We start from the raw sequence: 19,579 nt of genomic DNA on the forward strand, positions 1-19,579 counted from the left end.
GAAACCGGAAAAATTGCTTGCGCTCCCGGTACAAGATCATGTCTCCCCCGGCTGGACCGCAATGGCAGGATCTGCTTTCCAGCGGCAAAGCCAAGATCATTTCAACCATTCAGCCTGCTCACTGGAATGGAGCATGGCACCCGGACCCCAAAGTGCAGTGGATCATCCCGCTCAAGGGCACATGGTTTGTGCAGGCTATGGACGGCACACGTGTAGAAATGGGGCCGGGAGACATTTCTCTGGGCGAAGACCAACTCTCCCGCCCGGACGGTGCAGGCCATAAAGGGCATCTGGCCGGAAATGTAGGAGATGGCCCTGTGACGTTGCTGGTCGTGCAGCTTGAAAATGAAGCCCCCACTGCGGGCCAGCCCTGCCGCTTTCAGTAAACACCCGACCCAGACAGTATTTTTCACATACCGAAAGCGGGAGAAAGAGGGGATATCCTGTGCAGCCTCCCTCTAGACGTTGAGGAGTGCCGCCTGTTTCTCGCAAACTGGCCGACAGAAACAAGATGCGTGATGATCATTGATCAATCCTGTCGCCTGCGCCCACGCATGCACAATAACCGGCCCAACAAAACGAAAGCCTCTTTCTTTCAAGGCGGCGGAAAGCGTATCTCCCAATGTGGACCGTGTGGACGTGCCACTGCCATCCCCGGCTACGCTCCGCCCTCCCGCCAGACCCCAGACAAAATCTGAAAACTCTTCCCCTTTATCCTGCATGGCCAGATAGGCGCGGGCATTCCCTATCACGGCTTCAATCTTGGCGCGGGAGCGGATAATCCGCGCATCTGTTACCAGCCGTTCCACATCCTGCTGCGTATAGGCAGCCACACGTTCCGGTACAAAGCCGGAAAAAGCGGCCCGAAATGCATCCCGCCGGGCAAGAATAAGCCGCCATGACAGACCAGCCTGAAACCCGTCCAGCATCAGTTTTTCCCACAAAGCGCGGCTATTACGTTCTGGCACGCCCCATTCCGTATCATGATACTGTTGCAATAGCGGATCTGAACACGCCCACAGGCACCGGGTATAGCCGTCATCACATCTCATTTTGTCCGCCATCAGATCAGACATTACGCCCCCGCCAAACCATTCTGCCTGCCCCACCATAATCAGCGGCAGGAGCCGCTTCCAGCACACCTGACATCTGCCCCCAAGCTGGAGGCTGCGGAAAAGGCATGCAAGTCCCGCCTCCCCCTTGCACCCGGATTACGGAAAAGGCACTCATAATCCCCTGCCACACCCTGATTCTGGCATGACGGGGCGGCAGAAAAGAGAAAAGACAGGAGAGATTGTGGAAGAAACACCGGGCACCCCCAAGGCTCTGCTGGCTGCAGTTATCGGCATGGGTATTCTGATTATTGCTGGTACCATTACTCTTGTATGGGTCATTCTCCACCGTATGAATGCCGGCCCCACGCATCCTTCCCTGCCTGCCAGCGTTCCCTTGCAGGAGGACGCGCAAGGGCCAGTCACGCTGCCGCCCGACACACGGCTGTTGAGCATGGCCCGTGTGCAGGATGATCTTCTGGCCCTGCATGTGTCGGAAAACGGACAGGATAAGGTGTTGCTGTGGCAGGTAAGCACGCACCGCCTGCGGTCCGGCCTGATCCTCCCCACTCCCTCCGCCCCATGACAGACGCCAGCGCTCCGGCCACCCCCACCACGCCAGGCGCGTCAGTTCCCCGGCTGATAACCGTGGGGCTGATGAGCGGAACATCCCTGGATGGTGTGGATGCCGCCATACTGACCACAGACGGCACGCAGATTTTCAGCCACGGTCCAGCCCTCACTCTCCCTTATTCGCCCGCCCTCCGCACCCGGTTGCGGGCTCTGCTGGATGAGGCGACGCATTGCAACGCGCAGGATGCGCAGGTGCTGGCTGCCGAACAGGCTTTGACAGACGTGCATGTTCAGGCTGTTCTTACCCTGTGTGACAAGGCTGGCGGCATAACGCCTGACCTGATCGGCTTCCACGGACAGACCATTCTGCATGAGCCGGGCCGCACATGGCAGATTGGGGATGCCACCCGGCTTTCCACCGCCACAAACACGCCTGTCATTCATGATTTCCGCAGCGCGGACGTGCAGGCGGGTGGAGAAGGCGCACCTCTCGCCCCCCTCTATCACGCCGCCCTGCTACACGGGCAGCCCGCGCCCGTAGCTGTGCTGAATATTGGCGGCGTCGCCAACATGACACTCCTGACCCAAAGCAGAGACGTGCTGGCCTGTGATACAGGCCCCGGCAACGCCCTGCTGGATGACTGGACCTTCCAACACACGGGCCAGCGATACGATCAAGATGGCACCCTCTCGCTGCGTGGCACGGTCAATCCCGCCGTACTGGAACGGTTACTGGACCATCCATTTTTCAGCCGTCCTGCACCCAAATCTCTGGACAGACTCTCCTTCCATAAAGGGCTGGACTATCTGGCGGGCCTCAGCCCTGAGGATGGTGCCGCAACATTAGTGGCATTCACCGCCGAGACTGTGGCCCGCACGCCGTTACCCGCAGCCCCCCAAGCGTGGTTTGTCTGTGGCGGAGGGCGGCACAACCCGGCACTGATGGCCGCCTTGCGCCAAAGGCTGGCGGGCACCGTACAGCCGGTTGAAACGTTGGGGTGGGATGGAGATGCACTGGAAGCCGAATGTTTTGGCTTTCTGGCCGCGCGTAGCCTGTTGGGGCTTCCCCTCTCTCTACCCACCACCACGGGCGTGCCGCGCCCCCTGACGGGCGGACGGCTCACCTGTGGCGGCCTTGCCCCGTCCCGTTTTGAAGCCTGTGCCAGACTGATGGCACACAGAACCTGAGGGGTGGGTGGTTGATCTCTACCGCCCCAGACCCCACCATACCCCTTACAAGTGAGAAGGACCCCACCATGAAGCACGCTTTACTGCTCTGCCTCAGCCTGCTGGCGCCTGCCGTCCCGGCCTGTGCACAAACGGTCATTGACGGCAGTGACAAAGCGGCAAGCCCGTTTGTCAAAAACACGCTCAAAAGCGTTGCCACCCAGTTTCCGGATGCCCACCCACACTTTCGCAACCTGGCAACCCACAAAACGGGCGAAAAGCAGATTGTCTGCGGGGAAGTCAGTCTTCAGGACACCAAAACCCCTGCCGCAGAGTCCTTCATGCCATTTGGCGCAACAGAGGGAGAAGACCGCGCGGTTGTTTTTGAACCCCACGCCATTCCCGCCGCGCTGGATTTCAGAGAGGTCAATAGCTGGATCAACCATGGGGCGGATCTGGAAGATCTGGAAGAAATGGGGTGCGTGCCCGAAGGCAGTTACCGCAAATACAGCGATCGCCTGAACGCCGTGCTGCAAAACCGCAAGACGTCTTCCTGAGGCCGCACAGGCAGGAAAAGCCCCCTTATCCTGCCAATCGTGTTGTAACGGCTGCGTTCAAAACAACACAACCGGGTCATGCACGGAGCGGTTGGACAAATGGTGATTGACACCATCACACCCGCTCTGCATGACTAAAGTGGTCCAACAAAAAACAATAACATCTGGCCGCCGCTTATCATGAAAAAACTGAATCTGCTGCTCCTACTGCCCTTTCTGGGGCTGCTGTGGACACCGCTCTATGACCGGTATGATCCGGTTCTGCTCGGGTTTCCGTTCTTCTACTGGTACCAGTTCGCCTGGGTGCCGGTAACGTCCGTTATCATCTGGATTGTCTGGAAAAAGGGGCATGACGCATGAACGGCGTGAACCCATGGGCGCTGGGCGTCTTTGTTTTCTTTTTTGCCGCCACCATTGTGATCGGCAGCTCCATCCAGTGGATCCGCAAAACGCTCAGCCGCGGCAAAAGCGCGCATTCCAGTGAAGACTGGTCCCTGGGTGGGCGGCAGTTCGGGCCATGGGTTACATGGTTTCTGGTGGGGGGCGATTTCTATACGGCCTATACCGTCATTGCCGTGCCTGCCCTTGTTTACGCGGCCGGGGGCTATGGGTTCTTCGCCCTGCCCTACACCATTATTGTGTATCCGTTCATTTTTCTGGTGATGCCACGGTTGTGGAAAATCGCGCAGGAAGGGGGCTATGCCACGGCAGCCGATATTGTGCGTGCCCGCTTCAACAGCCGTGCTCTTGAAATTGTGGTCGCACTCACCGGGCTTGTGGCGGTTATGCCTTACATTGCCCTGCAGTTGATCGGCATCCGCACGGTTGTGCAGGCGCTGGGTCTGCCGGGTGATATTCCCTTGGTGATCGCCTTTCTCTCGCTGGCTGCATACACGTGGCTTGGCGGCCTGCATGCACCTGCGCTGACGGCCTTCATCAAAGACATCATGATCTATATTGCGGTGCTGGTGGCGGTTACGGTCATCCCCCTGCATATGGGTGGCTATGCTGCACTGTTCACGGCAGCAGATCACAGCCAGCCGATCCTCAAAGCTGGCATGGGCATGCCCTATGCCACGCTAGCACTTTCCTCCGCCTTGGCCGCCTTCCTGTATCCGCATACGCTCACCGGCATTCTGGCCGCACGGTCTGCTGACACCATCCGGCAGAATGCGGTGTTCCTGCCCATCTACACCATTGTGCTGGGGCTTATCGCCATGCTGGGGCTGATGGCGCATGTGGCGGGCGTGACCACCACCAACAACTCGCTGGTGGTACCCCTGCTGTTCCAGACCATCTTTCCCGCCTGGTTCAGTGGTTTCTGTTTTGCCGCCATTGCCGTGGGTGCCCTTGTGCCAGCCGCCGTCATGGCCATTGGGGCTGCCAATCTAGTCACGCACAACCTGCTGCCAGCCCGGCATAAAAGTGTGCGCAACAGTCGGCTGACCGCCTTTGCCGTCAAGGTTGGGGCGCTGCTGTGCGTCATGTTCCTGAACGCTCAGTTCGCCATTGATTTCCAGCTTCTGGGCGGGGTGATCATTCTACAGACCTTCCCGGCCCTTATTCTGGGATTGATGCGCATCCGCTTCTCTGCCGCCGCCATGCTGGCGGGCTGGGTTGTGGGCACGGTATTCGGGGTGGGCCTGTGCTTGATGGACAGCCTGAAACCCATCCACTTCCTGTATATGGGCCCGTTCTCCGGCAATGTTTCAACCGGCCTGATGTCTCTGGTGGTCAATATTGTGGTGGTTGGGCTGATCACGTTGGTCAAACCGGCGGCGTCTGCTGATTACGCCAAGCCGGAAGATAGACCCTATGCGGCGGGTAATCGCCCCACACTGCATTGATACGGACGGCCCAAGACTAAGAGAATTAAAGGCGGCGCAAGCCGCCTTTATCCGTTCATGCAGGCCGTTGGATAGTCCGCAGCGGCACGACTCACACGGCCTGAGACATAACCACCCAATACCACACCGGAGCCCGTAGCAGGCCTTTGCATCCCGTCTGGTAAACTGGCGGCTCCTTTTCAAGCATGGATGTGGAGAGCTCTAAGCCCCTCTCTCCGGGCTTTTCTGCCGGTAACCCTATCAAGGGACTATAATTCTCATGTAACCGCGAAACGGGGGTTTTCAGAGCCCTCCATGCGACTGCTATGCTTCTTGTTAGCAGAAGTAATGGCGGTCCATTTCTTCCTGATGGGCTATCAGTTTTTCAAACTCGGAGGGCTCCCGTTTCGGGATAAACGGCTGGCGCTGCTCCTCCACAAAACTTTCCAGAGACTGCCCTCGCTGTGCCGCTATGGCTTTAAATTCGGCATAGATGTCTTCAAGCACATAGCCGGGCGGCAGCCCCTTGCGGCGCTGCAACGGGTGCCGGTTACGGGCCTGGCAGGCGGCAAGAAACAGCTTGAGCGCCTCGGTCCCTTTCTCCGGCAGTTCTGATGCGCGGGTGGCGTAAAAATCCACTTCTCCATCCAGCCCCACAAACACGCCCCGGAAGACAAATGTTGCAGGATCAAGGGTCACAACAGCGGGTAAACCGCCAACGATCAGAATGTCACGCATGGTTTTCCACCCCAATCACATAAGGAAACACGCAGGGATTCTCCCTCTGCCAACGTCACAATTTCTCTGCCAGACACGCAGGAAGACGTAAATATTTTTCGCAGGACCGTTGTGCCTCCTGTCACACAGGCACACCTCTTAACAGAATGATGCGTCAGGAAGGTGCCCATGCCCCATTCACCGTTGCCTCTTGCACAAATGGATCTTGCGCTGGTGGACACACGGCCCAAGCGGGTCACCCTCAGTCCGGGCGCGATGCTCTTGCGCGGCTTTGCCCTGCCTGAGGCTTCAGAACTGATCAGCACACTTCACGACATCGCCAAAAACGCGCCTTTCCGCACCATGATGACGCCGGGCGGCGGTAAAATGTCTGTTGGCATGACCAATTGCGGCGCGCTGGGATGGGTCACAGACCGTAGCGGTTACCGTTACACCTCCACGGACCCTCTGAACAATCAGGTCTGGCCCCCGCTCCCTCCGGCATGGCAGAAACTGGCGACCCGCAGTGCAGAGGCAGCAGGCTTTAAGGGCTTTCACCCCAATGCCTGCCTGATCAACCGTTACGAACCCGGCACCCGCATGGCGCTGCATCAGGACAAGGATGAAAGAGATTTCAGTCAGCCTATTGTCTCTATCTCGCTTGGTCTACCCATTTCCTTTCTATGGGGTGGCCTGAAACGGTCCACAGCGCCGCATGCCATCCTGCTTGAACATGGTGATGTTCTGGTATGGGGCGGTAAAGCGCGCCTGCATTACCATGGCGTGAAACCACTGGCCGATGGTCTCCACCCCGTAACAGGACGGGTGCGGTTCAACCTGACCTTCCGGTTTGTTGCACCAACGGACTGATAGCCTCTCCACGCACGGATAAAAACCGCTTACAGTCCTCTCTTTCGTGCCGCCTTGGCACGGCCTGTAGCAGGATATGCGCCCATGCCTTTCTCCTCCGCCTGTTCCCGCCGCAAGGCCCTTAAAACCGCTGCTCTTGCCACGGGCAGCATGATGTTGCGGCATCTTCCCTCTGCACGGGCAGAGACGACGCCCTCACGCTTCCTGCCGGTGGAAAATCTGTTCCGCGCCGCCATTGCCAAAGGCCAGACACCCGGCGCAGTAGCGGCCGTAGGTACCGAAGGGCAAACCGTATGGAAAGGCGTGTTTGGCAACCGGGCTCTGGTCCCCCACCCTGAGCCCATGACATGGCAGACCCTGTTTGACATGGCCTCCCTGACTAAAGTGCTGATTACCGCCCCTGCCATTATGCAGCTTTATGAACAGGGGCAGCTGAAACTGGATGACCCCGTCTGCCGCTATCTGCCCGCGTTTGCCGCCAACGGAAAACAGGCTGTTACCATCCGCCAGTTACTGACCCATTATTCCGGCCTGCCGCCAGACGTGGATCTTTCCGCCCCCTGGAGCGGAAAAGAAACTGCGGTGTCTCTGGCGCTGAATGCACCCTTGCAGCATCCCCCCGGCGAGCAGTTTGTTTATAGCGATATCAATTTCATCACATTGGGGCTGATTGTGGAAAAGCTCTCCGGCCTGCCGCTGGATGAGTATGCCGCGCGTGCCATCCTCTCTCCCCTAGGGCTGAAACGGACTTTCTTTCGGCCTGATCCCGTTCTGGGCAGCGCCATTGCCCCCACCCAGTTTGATGACACACACACCATGTTACGCGGCGTAGTGCATGATCCTACCACCCGCCGCATGGGAGGCGTGGCGGGCCATGCCGGGCTGTTCTCCTGTGCGGATGACATGATAACCTACACGCAGGCACTGCTGGCCAAACGGGCAGGAAAGCCCTCTCCCTTTCCGTTGAAACAGGAAACACTGGTTCTGATGTCCACCCCGCAGCAACCCAAGGGCAAGCAGGATCTGCGCGGGCTTGGGTGGGATATTGCCACCCACTATTCCACACCACGAGGCACGGTTTTTCCCGCAACATCCTTTGGCCATACAGGTTTTACCGGAACCTCGTTGTGGCTGGTTCCGGAAACGGAAAGCTTTGTGCTGATCCTGACCAACAGGGTGCATCCGGATGGCAAAGGCAACGTCATCGCCTTACGGCGCGATGTTGCAACCGCTGCGGCGCTCGCCCTGCAACATGTTTCTGATCAGCCACCAGCCGGATAAAACGGCCTGCCAACCGTGCCGTCAGTGTTCCTTTTCAAACACCCCACTGACGGTAAGGGTGACATCATCCCCCACGGCAGGGAGTGCATTCGTCAGGCCAAACGCGCTCCGCTGAATAATGCCCTGCGCTTCAAACCCGACATCATAAAAATGATTGATCGGGTTCTCTCCCGCCCCCACAAAATGCGCCCGCAGAGTGACCGGATGCGTCACCCCATGCAGGGTCAGTTTGCCGGAGATGGTCGCAACGGATGGTCCGTTTGATGTCACCTCCGTAGAGATAAATTCCGCAACCGGGTACGTCCGCGCTTCAAACCAGTCTTTTTCCATCAACATGCGGGAGACATCGCCGGTGGTGGTGGTAATGGAAGACACAGGCGCCTTCAGGCTTACATGAGATTTTTCAGGATGCTGCGGGTCCAGCCACAACTGGCCAGATACCCCGGACAAAAAACCCCGGTACCAGCTCATGCCCAGACAGGAGACAGAAAAGACAATCTGGGTGCGCAGCCCATCAACGTGATACGGCCCTTCCTCCACCTGTTGGGACCGAATCACCACAGGCTGGAACCCTGCTGCATAGGCCGGTTGGGTTTCCAGCCCGCCCGCACACATGCTTGCCACAACCAATAGAGCGTAATGGCCCTTCCACATTGCGATCCCTGCTTTCTCCACACTCATTCTCCGTAGGGATATGACAGTTCAGAGCGCGGGAGGTTCCACATGCCCCTTTTTTTGACCATCCGGAGACTTTCGCTCTCTTGTCGGGCCCGTGAGATTTCTCTTCCCATACGGCCCTCATATTTATATACGGATGAATATAGACAAACTCTGCCCATCGCGGCAGAAAATGCTCACTCTCCTGCCTCCATCCGCACAAGGCTGCCATTGTCAGATGAAATATCGCCTTTCCGTCCTGCTTGCATTAAGTACCCTTGGCACAACCAGTTACACTCCTCTCGCACTGGCAGCTTCCGGTTCCACGACCGATACCCACACTGCTCCAAAAACCGAAACCGGAAGTGTAGCACAGGAAAAACGGAATAGTCAGGCACACAAAAGCCTGCTGGCCACTCCTGTCAAAGGGAAGCAGGAAGATACGGTTGTTACCGGCCATACGGCCTCTGGCGCGCTGGCGGATTACAACAAAACCACCGCCACGCTGGGGCCGTTAGGCACACGCAAAACGCTGAACACTCCGTTCTCCATCATGACCGTGCCGCATGATGTGATTGTCAATCAGCAGTCTCGCAACATCAATGATCTGATGGCCTACATGCCCTCCGTCCAGTTGGAAATCCGCGGAGATCCCAACACAAGCCGCCCCCAGTCTCGCGGGTTTGAGGCCGATGTTGTAGCCAACACCCGGATTGACGGGCTGAACGCCGTTTCCACCACCCCCTACGCCGCAGAGCAGTTTGACAACCTTCAGGTGCTCAATGGTCTGGCCGGTGCGCTCTATGGAGCCCAGAACCCGGCTGGCACTTTTGCCTACAACCTCAAACGCCCGACCGAAGACCGCCTGAACCGCCTGGTTGTCGGGGTGGACTCCATTGGGTCCTTGATGGAAAACGCCGATCTTTCCGGCCGGTTAGGCCGTAACAAATGGTTTGGCTACCGTTTGAACCTGCTGCATGGTGATGGCACGACCTACGTGCAGGATAGCTGGATGCGCCGCAATCTGGTCAGCGCTGATTTTGACTTCCGGATTGATGACAAAACCACCATTGAGGTGGATGCCAGCCACTATACCTACGCACAACGAGGTCAGGCTTCAGGTTTTGCCTATTCTGGCACCATTGATCTGCCCAAAGCCCCAGACCTGAGCAATCCTGGCCTTGGCGAGAAATATTCCGGCTACAACATGGAAACCAATACATTTCTGGCCAAGGTCAAACATAGTTTCAATGAAAACTGGAGCGTTACACTAGGTGGTTTGTATCAGGATGCCATCCGTCAGGCTTTTGGCACAACCAACACCATCCTGAACAATGCGGGCGATTATTCACAGACCATTGCCGCAGCAACAACCGCCAATGATTTCCGTGTGGGCAGCAATCTGGCCTATATCAATGGCCGAGTACGGACTGGCTTCATCACCCATGATCTGGTGATCGGCACCAATGGCTACATGATGGGCAATTACAATCCCACCAGAGGAGAAAGCTTCCGGCTGGGTACATCCAACATGTATAATCCGCGCCAACTTTCCGGCTCCCAGCCTTATTACCATGGGCGTTACAGATCTGCTTACATCAACAACCAGACCTTCATTGTGGGAGATACGCTTCAGTTCAACAAACACTGGTCCATTATGGGCACCCTGTCCTGGAGTTGGCTGCGCTCGGAAAGCTGGAGCAACCCCACGGCAGCCACCCGCACCCACACGTCTTACAATAAGAGTGCGGCCTTCAGCCCCATGACCAGCCTGATCTACAAACCCACTGAAAATCAAACGGCGTATTTTACCTATGGCCGCGCCTTTCAGGCCGGAGGAATTGCGCCCGCAGGCTCCGCCAACGAAAACGAGATCACAGCCCCTCTGCGGAGTGAGGAATACGAGGTGGGCTACAAAGTCATGATCCGCAAACTCCAGATCAATATTGCGGGCTTCCGTATGACACGCCCTTACTCTTTTCTCGACCCAACCACCCGCATCTATGGCAATTTTGGCACCCAGCGAAACTATGGGGTTGAAGCTCAGGTGGCGGGCTACATTCTGCCCAACCTTTCCGTATTGGCGGGCATGACATGGCTGGACGCCCAGATGGGCGATACAGGCGTTACTTCCACTAGCCATAAGGAAGTTGTAGGGGCTCCCCCCGTGCAAGCCAACCTGCTGCTGGATTATCGCCTGCCCCGTACGTTGGGAGATTTTGCCTCCCGTCTGGCATTCAACGCCAACGTGCATTACACGGGCCGCCGCGCCGCCAATGTGCAGAATACAACCTTTGCCGCATCTTACGTAACGCTCGATCTGGGCACCCGCTTTGCTTTTCGGGCGGCCCATCACCCATGGATGGCCCGTTTTGGCGTTTCAAACGCCACCAATGAACGCTACTGGGCGTCTGTTTACCCCACATCTCTAAACGGTGCGAACGCGAACGCCAACAATAGCGCCTATGCTGGCCTCCCCCGCACCTTCCATTTCACCATTGAGGCCGACTTCTAACGCCTGAACGCACGGGATTGCAGAGAGTATTTCATCTGTAATTGAGTGACTGATGCCTCCATACCGACTGCCTCTCTTGGGGCAGTCGAAAGCATGGTCTTTGACGCAAGGTCACACGAGCTGGCCTTAGGTACCAGAAACCGACCAGCCCCTTTTCTTAATCTGCGCCGTTACCACTTTTTTGCAGCATTCTGACCTGTCTCTCAATCCACTTCTGGGCTGAGACCTTACGGGAAGGGTCAAGCATACGATAAAGCTTGATGATATCATGCTCATCAGGAGAGACTGTCAGGGCGATATCGGCCTGAACATATCCTGTCAGAAAAATTTCCGGGTCCACACCAAACAGGCGTGCCAAATTGGGAATGTGCTTGCGCGCACTTCCTTCCCGCCCGGTTTCCCAGAATGCAATTGCAGGACGAGACACCCCAAGCGCATCCGCCACTTGTTGCTGTGTCATGCCAGAGGCCTTACGCAGAATTTTCATTCTTTGCCCAAGATCTGAACCGGGAGAAATCATTTCCTCTTTTTCCGTTTCAACCTCATGATCGTCTTTTCCAGAAGGAGACGCCGCACGTTGAAGAGGCGTCTGCTCCTTGATAGTCCGTCTAGATTGCACCATTCCGCTTCTCCACAAGAAAACATCGGACACAGACCGCACGTCTCAAACCGCGGCTTTTACCGCCATGCGTCCGCTTTCCACAAGAAAGAACAGAACTGAAAACGCAAACTCCCTTCCAATCCCACACATGGGAGCGTAAATTCTGCTTCGCAAGGCGTATATTTCCTTACCATTCCCCCAAATGCGAACGGCCCCACACATATGATATGTGTGGGGCAAAATGAAAAGAGGTTCACGATAAATAAAAATTATCTATTCACGCAAAAAATCGTGTATGCGCATTCCCATTTGTAAGGTTTTATTTCACATTTGTTTTAGAAGCTTTGTGAAATACCCGTAAGAATAGTCCTGCGCAGGCCATATTGAGGTGCCCCCACACCAATTCCGCTCCCGTCTCGCAGCATATAGGTGCGATCAAACAGGTTCATAACGTCCAGCCGCACCTGCGTATTGCCCAGGAACGAATGCCCGAACAAATTCTTGAAGCTTTGCACCGCGGAGAAGTTGAAGGTGGCATACTGGGGCAAGGAGACCCCATTGGGCACATCCCCATCCGCCCGCAGACCGCTGCCATAAACCATGGTGGCGGACACCCGTAGCGGATGCCATCCCTGATGGAAGAAGGTGTAAGCCGCTCCAGCAGACGCCGTCCAGCGCTGATCATGGTCCAGATGCACCCAGCGGTGCTTGATATAAGCGAGATCATCGTTTTCAAAGTTGAACTGAGCGCTGGTGATATCCTTGCCGATCGCACGGGACCACCCGAAATTTCCGTAAACGGAAAGCGGCCCCTTGTCATACGACGTGCTGACTTCATACCCGTTCACCTGACCTCGGCGATAGTTAAAGCCGCTCAGGATAATGGGGGCTCCAAACTGCCCTTCATCAATCAGGTTATGTGCCAGCTTGTAATAGGCATCAAAGGACACGCGCCATCCCGGCAGGATCTGTTGCTGGAACCCGGCATCAAAATAATGGTCGCGCTCAGCCCGGACGGTACTGTTCTGGTAATTTGCCGCCGCAGCGCTGGTATTGGCAAATTTGTACAGGGATGTGCTGCTGACCACCTCAAACGGCGGTGGCGTAAAATAACGTGAATAACCTGCATGGAGGGTACCTCCGTGCCATGGTGTCCATACAATGTTCAAACGGGGACTGACCTGTTTTTCGCTGGTGTACTGGCTCACACCATCAAACCGCAGGCCGTAATTGATTGTTAGGTTTTTCAGCGGTTTCCATTCGTCCTGCGCATACAGGCCGTAAACCGTTCCCGTCTTGCCGCTGCCATCATACACAGCAACAGGCGTATCATTGAACACAGCCTCTCCGTCTTCATCCTCACCCGTCTGGGCAAACACGCGGGAGTCCGTTTTTGAAACAGAGCGTTCAACAAAAACCTGAAACCCAAAGCGCACGGTATGGTCACGCGCTGCCCGCCATGTCACGTCATGCTGCGTGCCCATGGAAAAGACAGAACGCGCCGCCCGCTGCGCAATACCATTATACACCAGATCCCCCAGCGGATCAGGCGAATAGCGCAGGCTGCTGTAGCGAGAGAACACGGAACTTTGCAGGCTGAATTTACCAATTTCTTTCTGGAGAGCCAGAATTGCAAAATCCGTAATCTGCTTTTGGTGTTCATCAAGGCTTGCGCTGTCCACGCTGCCATCCAGATGCTGCGCCAGATCACTGCCGCTATAAGACGGCTGAGAAAACTGGGTTTGCTGGCCCGGGTTGTTGGGCAACTGATATTCCGCGTTGGAGACACCTGCAATAAAGCTGATACGGGTGTTCTCATCCGCCGTGTAACGTAAGTGCCCAAGGAAATGGTACTGATTGGTCAAATCATGCAGGGCGTTGAATGATCCGGTTGTGTTTTCAATCCCCACACGGTCATGCACAAAATCAGCCGTGGCAAAATAGTCCCATTTCCCATGGTGACCGCCATATTGCAGGGAGGGGAAAAAGTAGTCGCGCGCGCCACCATAAATGGAGGCGTTTCCGCCTGCATTGGTTGTGCCATTTTTGGTGGTAATATCTACAACAGCAGCCTGCAGGAAGCCAAACTCACTGGGCAGAGCCCCCGTTGTCAAAGACATGCTGTCGGCAAAGCGTGTCATAAGCGCTTGGCCGAACACGCTCAGGCCCTCGGGCAACTGCACGCCGTCCAGACGAAACTGCACCTCATTATGGTCGCCACGCACATGGATCTGACCATAACTGTCCTGAGCTACACCGGGCGCTTGCAACAGCACCTGATTCAGCGGAGCGTTATCACCCCCTGGAATGGTTTCAATGGTCTTACGGCTGAATCTGTAAACAGTCGCGCCTGTGTCAGGCTGCAAATCCGAACGGGCCTGATCCAGATGAGCCGTTACCGTTACCCGTTCCGGATGGTTGGCAAGCCCTGGCTCGATCTTTACCGTTTCACGCCCCGTTGATCTGCCGTTCGCCAATGTGCCCACCTGACTCTGTGCCACAGGTTTGGCTGACGAGTGAGCAGAAGACACCGCCACGGAAGATGCTGGCTGCGGCACCACAGCCTGATCCGTTTTGACCGTCTGGGCGTGAGCCTGCTCCACAGGAGCCAGAAATCCGGTTGTGGCACATAAAGCTGAACTCGCCAGTACAAAAGAGAAACGAGACACGCGCATCAAAAGAACACCCTTACCACCAGAATCGAAACAGTCGTCGCTTCATATTTGTTATGATATAACGTTTCAACATCATTTCGAGGAAACTGGCCTCTTAAGCGGGAAGTGTTTCTTTTCTGCCGCACTTTCGCGCTCTAACAGCCTTCCGCCCCTGCCTGAGACTATTCTGCTCAAACAATACAATTTCTCTCTTGTGCAAACTCCAAAATTCCCGTAGATCGTCCGCACGCCTCCAGTCCCGTTCGTCTAGAGGCCTAGGACACCGCCCTTTCACGGCGGCAACACGGGTTCGAATCCCGTACGGGACGCCAATCTTTCCAGTGACTTAGCAGTCATAGAGCGAAACGATTGACCGTTTTTGGGCCCACCTTGGGCCCACTGCCAAAAAAGACGATGAGCACATGGTCCCAATGGGCCCATGAAAAGGCTATGCTGGGCCCAGGCGAGGCTCACCATGAAAGACCGAATCACTTCTGCCAAAATCGATCCCGCGACAGGTCGCGCTCTTCCCTCTGGCGTGGAGTATCGCGGCAAGGGCCAGTATCGAGCCCGCAAGCGCATCGCAGGCGGCGAAAGAATCCATCAGACCTTTTCGTCAGCCAAACTGGCCCGACGGTGGCTGGACACGACATCTGCCAAACTCGAACTCGGCCAGTTTCAGGATACGCGTCCGCTGGAACGCCAGACCGTCCATGAACTGGTCGACCGCTATGTGCGTGAGGAGATGCAGGCGCGGGACAATGACCGCAAGGGTCACATCCCGGCCATCCTTCAGGACGAGATCGCACAGCTGGCACTGGTCGATCTGACCGCGACGGCAGTCCGTGGCTTCCGGGACCGGCAGGCCGAGAAATACAGCGGCGCTACAGTCGTCAAACGCCTCAACCTGCTCGCCGCGATCTGTCAGCACGCCATCGCGGAATGGGATGTGCCTTTTGCGAAGAACCCGGCCGCCGCCATGGCAGTCAAACGCCCGGCAGGCGCGGATAAAAAGCGCAACCGCCGCCTCGTTGGCGACGAATACGAACGTCTTCTGGAGGTCATGGCTAAGTCACCCTGGCCCGATGATGTCGCGTTCGTGCGTTTCGCCATCGAACAGGGAACGCGACGGGAAGAAGCCCTGACGCTGCGTTGGCGCGACGTCGATTTCGACCGGCACTCCCTCTCCTTTGCCAGGACGAAAACAATGCATCGCGCTGCCGAGCGCGGCCCGGAAATCCGCCCCCTGACACCCGGCGCCGCCCGCCTGCTTCGGACCCTTCAGGCACAACGCACATCGGCGCGACCCGGAGATCTCGTCTTTGATATTGGTAGCAAAGATGCTTTCTCCGTTCGGTTCGGGCGGATGACGAAGAAAGCTGGCCTTCGGGACCTCACGTTTCATGATCTGCGTCACGAAGCAACAAGCCGTCTCGCACGGATCTATACGAACCCGCTCGAACTCCGCCGCGTAACGGGCCATAAGGATATCAGATCCCTTGATCGTTACTATCAGCCCCACACGGAAGACCTCGCCGCCATGGCGCTGGCCTATGAGGCGATTAACGGACCGGGTAAAAAATGAAGGAACCCGCTGCCCGGGGGAGCCTGAGCCGGAAAAGAGCGATCAGGCCGGTAATCACGGGCCTGATATCCGGACTGCGATCCGGCAGCAGGTACTCCCCCCGACTGCGCCTCCTTCTTCTCTGAAGCTGCAGTTCAGTCTCGCAGAGTTTCCGCTCGATAAAATCGTCGAGGTCCACAATACGAAAACATCGGGCCCGACCGATTTTGACAGAGCGTATCCCCAGCTTATCGACCTGATTACGGAGAGTTCCCTCGGCAAGACCAATATATTCCGCGGCGGCCGGGTAGCGAAGCAACCCGCGACTTTCCAGTGTCAGACGTGATCCTTTCCGGTCACTCACCATCGTTCCTGCCCCTGCTTTTATCATTAGCCTGCGGGGCCGAAAGAATGAGCCCCTGCATCGACGTTTAACCGGCAGATCAACCGATTGAGATAATGCTGCCTGCCCCTTGATGTTGATTAATTATGAATCGTTTTTTCTTTCTATCAAGAAAATATGCTATGATGGTACATAAAAAGACCCCTGGAGACATTATGCGCAAATCACCTCAGTCATTTTCAGATCTTCCGCTATTCAGCCGTGATTGCCGGGCAGCGCGGAGCCTCAGAGGCTGGAGTCAGGACGACCTCGCGCAACGAGCCCAAATTGGCCGCGCCACGATCATGCGGTTTGAGTCAGAATCCGGCGTACCGACCGAGCGGGTTTTACGCAAATTACGCAAGGCGTTCGAAGAAGCAGGTATCATTTTCGAGACGACGAAAAACGGCAGGCGCAGCTTGATCGACAATGCATCGTGGCTTGTTTTACTAGGGAAGAATGCAGATCAGACCGTGGCGGGTGATGAAATATCCGTGATGGAGGGCGCCGATAGCGCACTTGTATGTGTCAATCAGACCCGCAGCGTGATCATCGCAATGGCCGCCAAGCCCGGGCACGGACAACATGTTCCCTCCTATGCAAAAAACGGAGATAAAGGAGTAGTTTTTGATGTTCAGTCCCGAGCGGACCCGGACTATGGCGTGATCGCTGAGATTTCGTATTCGCCGACCACGCAGAAAAAAGGTGACATAAGCTGATTTGAAGCGAATAATGATTCATTATGAATCATTATTCTAACGTCGCCGATACGCTGGCATGTCATGATAACGTCCCCGAGAATCTCTGGGCGGCACGCGCCATCAGCGAGCATCTGCACGCCTCGGCATTCTGTCCTGAGTTCGCAACATTCAGTTCAAAAATTCTGGGCCGGTGTCCAAGATATGTTCTGGCATCACAGACGATCCGAAGCACGGTCCTGCAGAAATCTTCTTCGCAGATGCGCCTGCAGGACGGTATCCTGATGCCGTGGGTATGTCTGAACACCAATGATTTTGTAAATATTCTTGCTTTCGACATAGATCACACCTGCGCTCGTGAATATCTTGCGAATATTCCGGAAGATATTCGTCCTACACTTGTTGAAGATCCAGTATCCGGACGTGCCCATGCTTTTTTGTTGCTACGCAGTCCCGTGTATCTTGGGCCTGAAGCCCGTCAAAAACCCAAAAAACTATTGTGGCTTGCCCATCAACTCATGGCTGCTGCGCTTGATGCCACCCCACTGCCATACAAAAGTCTCATAAAATCTCCCTGGGGTGTCGCCGAGAACCTGATCGGAAACCTCGTGCCCAGAGAGCCTTCACAAAATAATCGAGCTACTTTTCCCGACACATCAAGTCCTGGAGGATGCCTGAAACTTCTCTGGAGAACAGAGCCCGGGGCTGGTCCCAGTGAACTGCGCGATGTTGTGTCATTACTCATGCCGGTCTGGCAGGATAAAATACAAAAACCTGCTAAAATCTGGCTGCGATATGCCGAGCGGGAACCGTCGTCACTGGGCCGGAACTGTTCTCTGTTCGATCAGGTCAGATGGTGGTGTTACGCAGGTCTTGTAAAAGATCTGCGGGAAATTTCTGCTTACGCGCATCAGATCAACAGAACATTTCCCGCGCCCTTGCCTGGCAGCGAAGTCGAAGCAACAGTTCGCAGCATTTGCAAGTTTATGAACTCCCGTCACTGCCCTGCTTACGGCATCAAGGGATTTTCCATGTCGTTCAGTGCCGAGAACCTGAATACAACACAAAAGCGGCGCGAGGCAGCACACCGCACATCAACGATCAAACAACAGAAATCTTACGACCGAATTGAGAATGCGCTGAAAGCCTGGCCTAGGGGAATGGCGCTGACTCAGGCTGCGCTCGCATTACGGACGGACCTGAGTGTCCGGACCGTCGGTCGGTACTGGCATGTGGACTGGCCAATCGGACTTTCGGTCATCATATCAGGTAGTGAGGGAAGCCTTGCTCATTCTGCGCATCCGCTTCGCCAGTTGCGGACGCTAGGCGATCTGGCAGATGCGTATAAAAAGGACTGTCTGCGGCTCACATATTACGAGGATCATATCGCGGCACAGCGCAGACCCGGTGTGGAGCCTTGCTGGCCCGAAACGCCTGAAGACTGGCTGAATCCAGAAGTGGCGTGGGGATATCGTCACGCGGAGGAAGCTACTGAAAACGCATTCAGTCGACAGGACAGAAGACAAAAAAGTAAAGAACGATACGAGCGTCGACACAGACTCAGAGAAGCTGGAAAAAACAATGCGATCTCAGTTCGTTCGGAAGAAACAGACCGAATTGAAGAGCAGTTTGACGAGCTCATATTGCGTGCTGAAAAAGAAAAGTGGAAACCCGACATTAAGAAAAAGCTGTTCTTCGGTCGGATTTCATCCCGAAAATTCATAAAGCGGGCATATGAAGAAGGGACATCCTTGAGGTTTTCAGAAAGGCACCTTTCTGATCGACAAGATAAAAAATCCGAGAGCAACTGTCATGTTGACGAATTCAGCGCTTCCATACGGACCAGAAGCCCACCCGCTAAAGGCCGCTGAAGCCGCAGCGCCTCCTCTGCCGGCGCGTTCATCCACACATCCAGTTCGTTCGATTGTGTCAGAATGACGGGCATGGCTTTCGGATGGATCGCGCCCACTTCCTGATTGGCTTCGGTGGTCAGAAACCCGAACAGGTCATCCGTCGTTTCCCCGTCAGCCAGTTTCCGCACTGAGGTCCATCGACACCAGATACCGGCAAAGAAGGCGAGCGGCTCTCCATCATTCCGTGCAAACCACACCGGCCGCGATTTCCCATTAGGCAGACGCTCCGGTTCGGAGAACGCGGTCAGCGGCACCAGACAGCGATGCGCCACGCCTTCCCATCGCTTCCACCATGTCGAGGTCGGATTGCGGATGTTGGTGACGCCGCGATCCACCTTGTGTCCCCTGAGATAACCGGGCGGTGTCGGCATGCCCCAGCGCGCCATGACCAGTTCACGGCCGTTGTCTCCGTTCCGCACGACCGGCGCCATCGTGTTCGGGTAAATCTCAGGCTGTGGCTGAAGATTACCCGTGCGATCCTCAAGGACTTTCGCAATCTCACGAATGGCCTGCGGACCTGACAGCATGGAATAGAGATTGCACATCCGCCTG

The 19,579-nt window shown here is 56.0% G+C and carries 19 protein-coding genes and 1 tRNA gene; 13 read left to right on the forward strand and 7 right to left on the reverse strand.

The features are described 5' to 3' along the window. Nucleotides 1-386, forward strand: a 386-nt coding sequence (locus tag AD944_RS05020; protein WP_061474782.1) for a cupin domain-containing protein, incomplete at its 5' end; no start/stop codon positions are given. A gap of 72 nt (nucleotides 387-458) precedes the next feature. On the opposite strand, the gene AD944_RS05025 is transcribed toward AD944_RS05020, so the two are convergent. Beyond that, nucleotides 459-1,142 (reverse strand): DNA-3-methyladenine glycosylase I, encoded by a 684-nt coding sequence (locus AD944_RS05025; RefSeq protein WP_306310201.1) that lies wholly within the window; start codon nucleotides 1,140-1,142, stop codon nucleotides 459-461. Between the two features lie 154 nt (nucleotides 1,143-1,296). Between AD944_RS05025 and AD944_RS05030 the strand changes: the two genes are divergently transcribed. The 5 genes from AD944_RS05030 to AD944_RS05050 all read left to right on the forward strand — a co-directional run bounded on the left by AD944_RS05030 (nucleotide 1,297) and on the right by AD944_RS05050 (nucleotide 5,196). Then, nucleotides 1,297-1,638 carry a hypothetical protein gene (locus AD944_RS05030; RefSeq protein WP_236709137.1) on the forward strand — a complete coding sequence of 114 codons (342 nt, stop codon included), beginning with the start codon at nucleotides 1,297-1,299 and terminating at the stop codon, nucleotides 1,636-1,638. Next, entirely contained in the window at nucleotides 1,635-2,813 is a 1,179-nt protein-coding gene (locus tag AD944_RS05035; protein ID WP_211263329.1) for an anhydro-N-acetylmuramic acid kinase, read from the forward strand. Before AD944_RS05030 ends, AD944_RS05035 begins: the two co-directional genes overlap by 4 nt. A gap of 68 nt (nucleotides 2,814-2,881) precedes the next feature. Further along, nucleotides 2,882-3,349 (forward strand): hypothetical protein, encoded by a 468-nt coding sequence (locus tag AD944_RS05040; protein WP_035380187.1) that lies wholly within the window; start codon nucleotides 2,882-2,884, stop codon nucleotides 3,347-3,349. A gap of 180 nt (nucleotides 3,350-3,529) precedes the next feature. Beyond that, nucleotides 3,530-3,709, forward strand: coding sequence for a DUF3311 domain-containing protein (locus tag AD944_RS05045; protein WP_006559508.1), 180 nt, complete (start codon nucleotides 3,530-3,532; stop codon nucleotides 3,707-3,709). After that, the gene (locus AD944_RS05050; protein WP_045541541.1) at nucleotides 3,706-5,196 is read left to right on the forward strand and encodes a sodium:solute symporter family protein; all 1,491 of its coding nucleotides are present in this window, start codon (nucleotides 3,706-3,708) and stop codon (nucleotides 5,194-5,196) included. Before AD944_RS05045 ends, AD944_RS05050 begins: the two co-directional genes overlap by 4 nt. 315 nt (nucleotides 5,197-5,511) lie before the next feature. Here the strand turns inward: AD944_RS05050 and AD944_RS05055 are convergent, their stop codons facing one another. Beyond that, nucleotides 5,512-5,913, reverse strand: coding sequence for a hypothetical protein (locus tag AD944_RS05055; RefSeq protein ID WP_052427087.1), 402 nt, complete (start codon nucleotides 5,911-5,913; stop codon nucleotides 5,512-5,514). Nucleotides 5,914-6,081: 168 nt separating this feature from the next. On the opposite strand from AD944_RS05055, the gene alkB reads away from it, so the two are divergent. Further along, the gene (gene alkB / locus AD944_RS05060) at nucleotides 6,082-6,762 is read left to right on the forward strand and encodes a DNA oxidative demethylase AlkB (RefSeq protein WP_045541542.1); all 681 of its coding nucleotides are present in this window, start codon (nucleotides 6,082-6,084) and stop codon (nucleotides 6,760-6,762) included. A gap of 84 nt (nucleotides 6,763-6,846) precedes the next feature. Then, on the forward strand, nucleotides 6,847-8,043 hold the full coding sequence (locus tag AD944_RS05065) for a serine hydrolase domain-containing protein (RefSeq protein WP_045541543.1): 1,197 nt from the start codon (nucleotides 6,847-6,849) through the stop codon (nucleotides 8,041-8,043). Nucleotides 8,044-8,064: 21 nt separating this feature from the next. Here the strand turns inward: AD944_RS05065 and AD944_RS05070 are convergent, their stop codons facing one another. Beyond that, nucleotides 8,065-8,724 carry a YceI family protein gene (locus AD944_RS05070; RefSeq protein ID WP_236709138.1) on the reverse strand — a complete coding sequence of 220 codons (660 nt, stop codon included), beginning with the start codon at nucleotides 8,722-8,724 and terminating at the stop codon, nucleotides 8,065-8,067. Nucleotides 8,725-8,938: 214 nt separating this feature from the next. Here AD944_RS05070 and AD944_RS05075 point away from each other — a divergent pair, with 214 nt between their 5' ends. Further along, entirely contained in the window at nucleotides 8,939-11,215 is a 2,277-nt protein-coding gene (locus tag AD944_RS05075; protein WP_082741151.1) for a TonB-dependent receptor, read from the forward strand. A gap of 157 nt (nucleotides 11,216-11,372) precedes the next feature. Here AD944_RS05075 and AD944_RS05080 read toward each other — a convergent pair whose 3' ends face one another. Next, nucleotides 11,373-11,837 (reverse strand): helix-turn-helix domain-containing protein, encoded by a 465-nt coding sequence (locus AD944_RS05080; protein WP_231551684.1) that lies wholly within the window; start codon nucleotides 11,835-11,837, stop codon nucleotides 11,373-11,375. 314 nt (nucleotides 11,838-12,151) lie between these two features. Then, nucleotides 12,152-14,491, reverse strand: a complete 2,340-nt coding sequence (locus AD944_RS05085) for a TonB-dependent receptor (protein ID WP_045541544.1) — start codon at nucleotides 14,489-14,491, stop codon at nucleotides 12,152-12,154. A gap of 235 nt (nucleotides 14,492-14,726) precedes the next feature. Between AD944_RS05085 and AD944_RS05090 the strand changes: the two genes are divergently transcribed. Together AD944_RS05090 and AD944_RS05095 are read left to right on the forward strand one after the other, a co-directional pair. Next, a tRNA-Glu gene (locus AD944_RS05090) sits at nucleotides 14,727-14,802 on the forward strand. Between the two features lie 143 nt (nucleotides 14,803-14,945). Further along, nucleotides 14,946-16,055 carry a site-specific integrase gene (locus tag AD944_RS05095; protein ID WP_061474786.1) on the forward strand — a complete coding sequence of 370 codons (1,110 nt, stop codon included), beginning with the start codon at nucleotides 14,946-14,948 and terminating at the stop codon, nucleotides 16,053-16,055. Here AD944_RS05095 and AD944_RS05100 read toward each other — a convergent pair. Next, nucleotides 16,033-16,401 (reverse strand): MerR family transcriptional regulator, encoded by a 369-nt coding sequence (locus tag AD944_RS05100; protein ID WP_045541552.1) that lies wholly within the window; start codon nucleotides 16,399-16,401, stop codon nucleotides 16,033-16,035. The genes AD944_RS05095 and AD944_RS05100 overlap by 23 nt on opposite strands. Before the next feature lie 158 nt (nucleotides 16,402-16,559). On the opposite strand from AD944_RS05100, the gene AD944_RS16290 reads away from it, so the two are divergent. Further along, nucleotides 16,560-17,135: a helix-turn-helix domain-containing protein gene (locus tag AD944_RS16290; RefSeq protein ID WP_201785442.1), complete on the forward strand. Its 576-nt coding sequence runs from the start codon at nucleotides 16,560-16,562 to the stop codon at nucleotides 17,133-17,135. Between the two features lie 23 nt (nucleotides 17,136-17,158). After that, nucleotides 17,159-18,985, forward strand: a complete 1,827-nt coding sequence (locus tag AD944_RS05110; RefSeq protein WP_045541553.1) for a replication initiation protein — start codon at nucleotides 17,159-17,161, stop codon at nucleotides 18,983-18,985. On the opposite strand, the gene AD944_RS05115 is transcribed toward AD944_RS05110, so the two are convergent. Beyond that, nucleotides 18,925-19,572 carry an SOS response-associated peptidase gene (locus AD944_RS05115; protein WP_061474788.1) on the reverse strand — a complete coding sequence of 216 codons (648 nt, stop codon included), beginning with the start codon at nucleotides 19,570-19,572 and terminating at the stop codon, nucleotides 18,925-18,927. The two genes, AD944_RS05110 and AD944_RS05115, sit on opposite strands and share 61 nt — an antisense overlap. Nucleotides 19,573-19,579: the final 7 nt, after the last annotated feature.

Origin of the sequence: Acetobacter tropicalis, from assembly GCF_001580915.1 — a bacterium.
Classification (GTDB): domain Bacteria; phylum Pseudomonadota; class Alphaproteobacteria; order Acetobacterales; family Acetobacteraceae; genus Acetobacter; species Acetobacter tropicalis.

Excerpts from the sequence above, each read along its gene's own strand:
- AD944_RS05045 (WP_006559508.1), top strand. The coding sequence starts at position 3,530 with ATGAAAAAACTGAATCTGCTGCTCCTACTGCCCTTTCTGGGGCTGCTG.
- AD944_RS16290 (WP_201785442.1), top strand. The coding sequence starts at position 16,560 with ATGATGGTACATAAAAAGACCCCTGGAGACATTATGCGCAAATCACCT.
- AD944_RS05040 (WP_035380187.1), top strand. The coding sequence starts at position 2,882 with ATGAAGCACGCTTTACTGCTCTGCCTCAGCCTGCTGGCGCCTGCCGTC.
- AD944_RS05110 (WP_045541553.1), top strand. The coding sequence starts at position 17,159 with ATGAATCATTATTCTAACGTCGCCGATACGCTGGCATGTCATGATAAC.
- AD944_RS05075 (WP_082741151.1), top strand. The coding sequence starts at position 8,939 with ATGAAATATCGCCTTTCCGTCCTGCTTGCATTAAGTACCCTTGGCACA.
- AD944_RS05115 (WP_061474788.1), bottom strand. The coding sequence starts at position 19,572 with ATGTGCAATCTCTATTCCATGCTGTCAGGTCCGCAGGCCATTCGTGAG.
- AD944_RS05070 (WP_236709138.1), bottom strand. The coding sequence starts at position 8,724 with ATGAGTGTGGAGAAAGCAGGGATCGCAATGTGGAAGGGCCATTACGCT.
- AD944_RS05095 (WP_061474786.1), top strand. The coding sequence starts at position 14,946 with ATGAAAGACCGAATCACTTCTGCCAAAATCGATCCCGCGACAGGTCGC.
- AD944_RS05100 (WP_045541552.1), bottom strand. The coding sequence starts at position 16,401 with ATGGTGAGTGACCGGAAAGGATCACGTCTGACACTGGAAAGTCGCGGG.
- AD944_RS05050 (WP_045541541.1), top strand. The coding sequence starts at position 3,706 with ATGAACGGCGTGAACCCATGGGCGCTGGGCGTCTTTGTTTTCTTTTTT.
- alkB (WP_045541542.1), top strand. The coding sequence starts at position 6,082 with ATGCCCCATTCACCGTTGCCTCTTGCACAAATGGATCTTGCGCTGGTG.
- AD944_RS05080 (WP_231551684.1), bottom strand. The coding sequence starts at position 11,837 with ATGGTGCAATCTAGACGGACTATCAAGGAGCAGACGCCTCTTCAACGT.
- AD944_RS05065 (WP_045541543.1), top strand. The coding sequence starts at position 6,847 with ATGCCTTTCTCCTCCGCCTGTTCCCGCCGCAAGGCCCTTAAAACCGCT.
- AD944_RS05085 (WP_045541544.1), bottom strand. The coding sequence starts at position 14,491 with ATGCGCGTGTCTCGTTTCTCTTTTGTACTGGCGAGTTCAGCTTTATGT.
- AD944_RS05055 (WP_052427087.1), bottom strand. The coding sequence starts at position 5,913 with ATGCGTGACATTCTGATCGTTGGCGGTTTACCCGCTGTTGTGACCCTT.
- AD944_RS05035 (WP_211263329.1), top strand. The coding sequence starts at position 1,635 with ATGACAGACGCCAGCGCTCCGGCCACCCCCACCACGCCAGGCGCGTCA.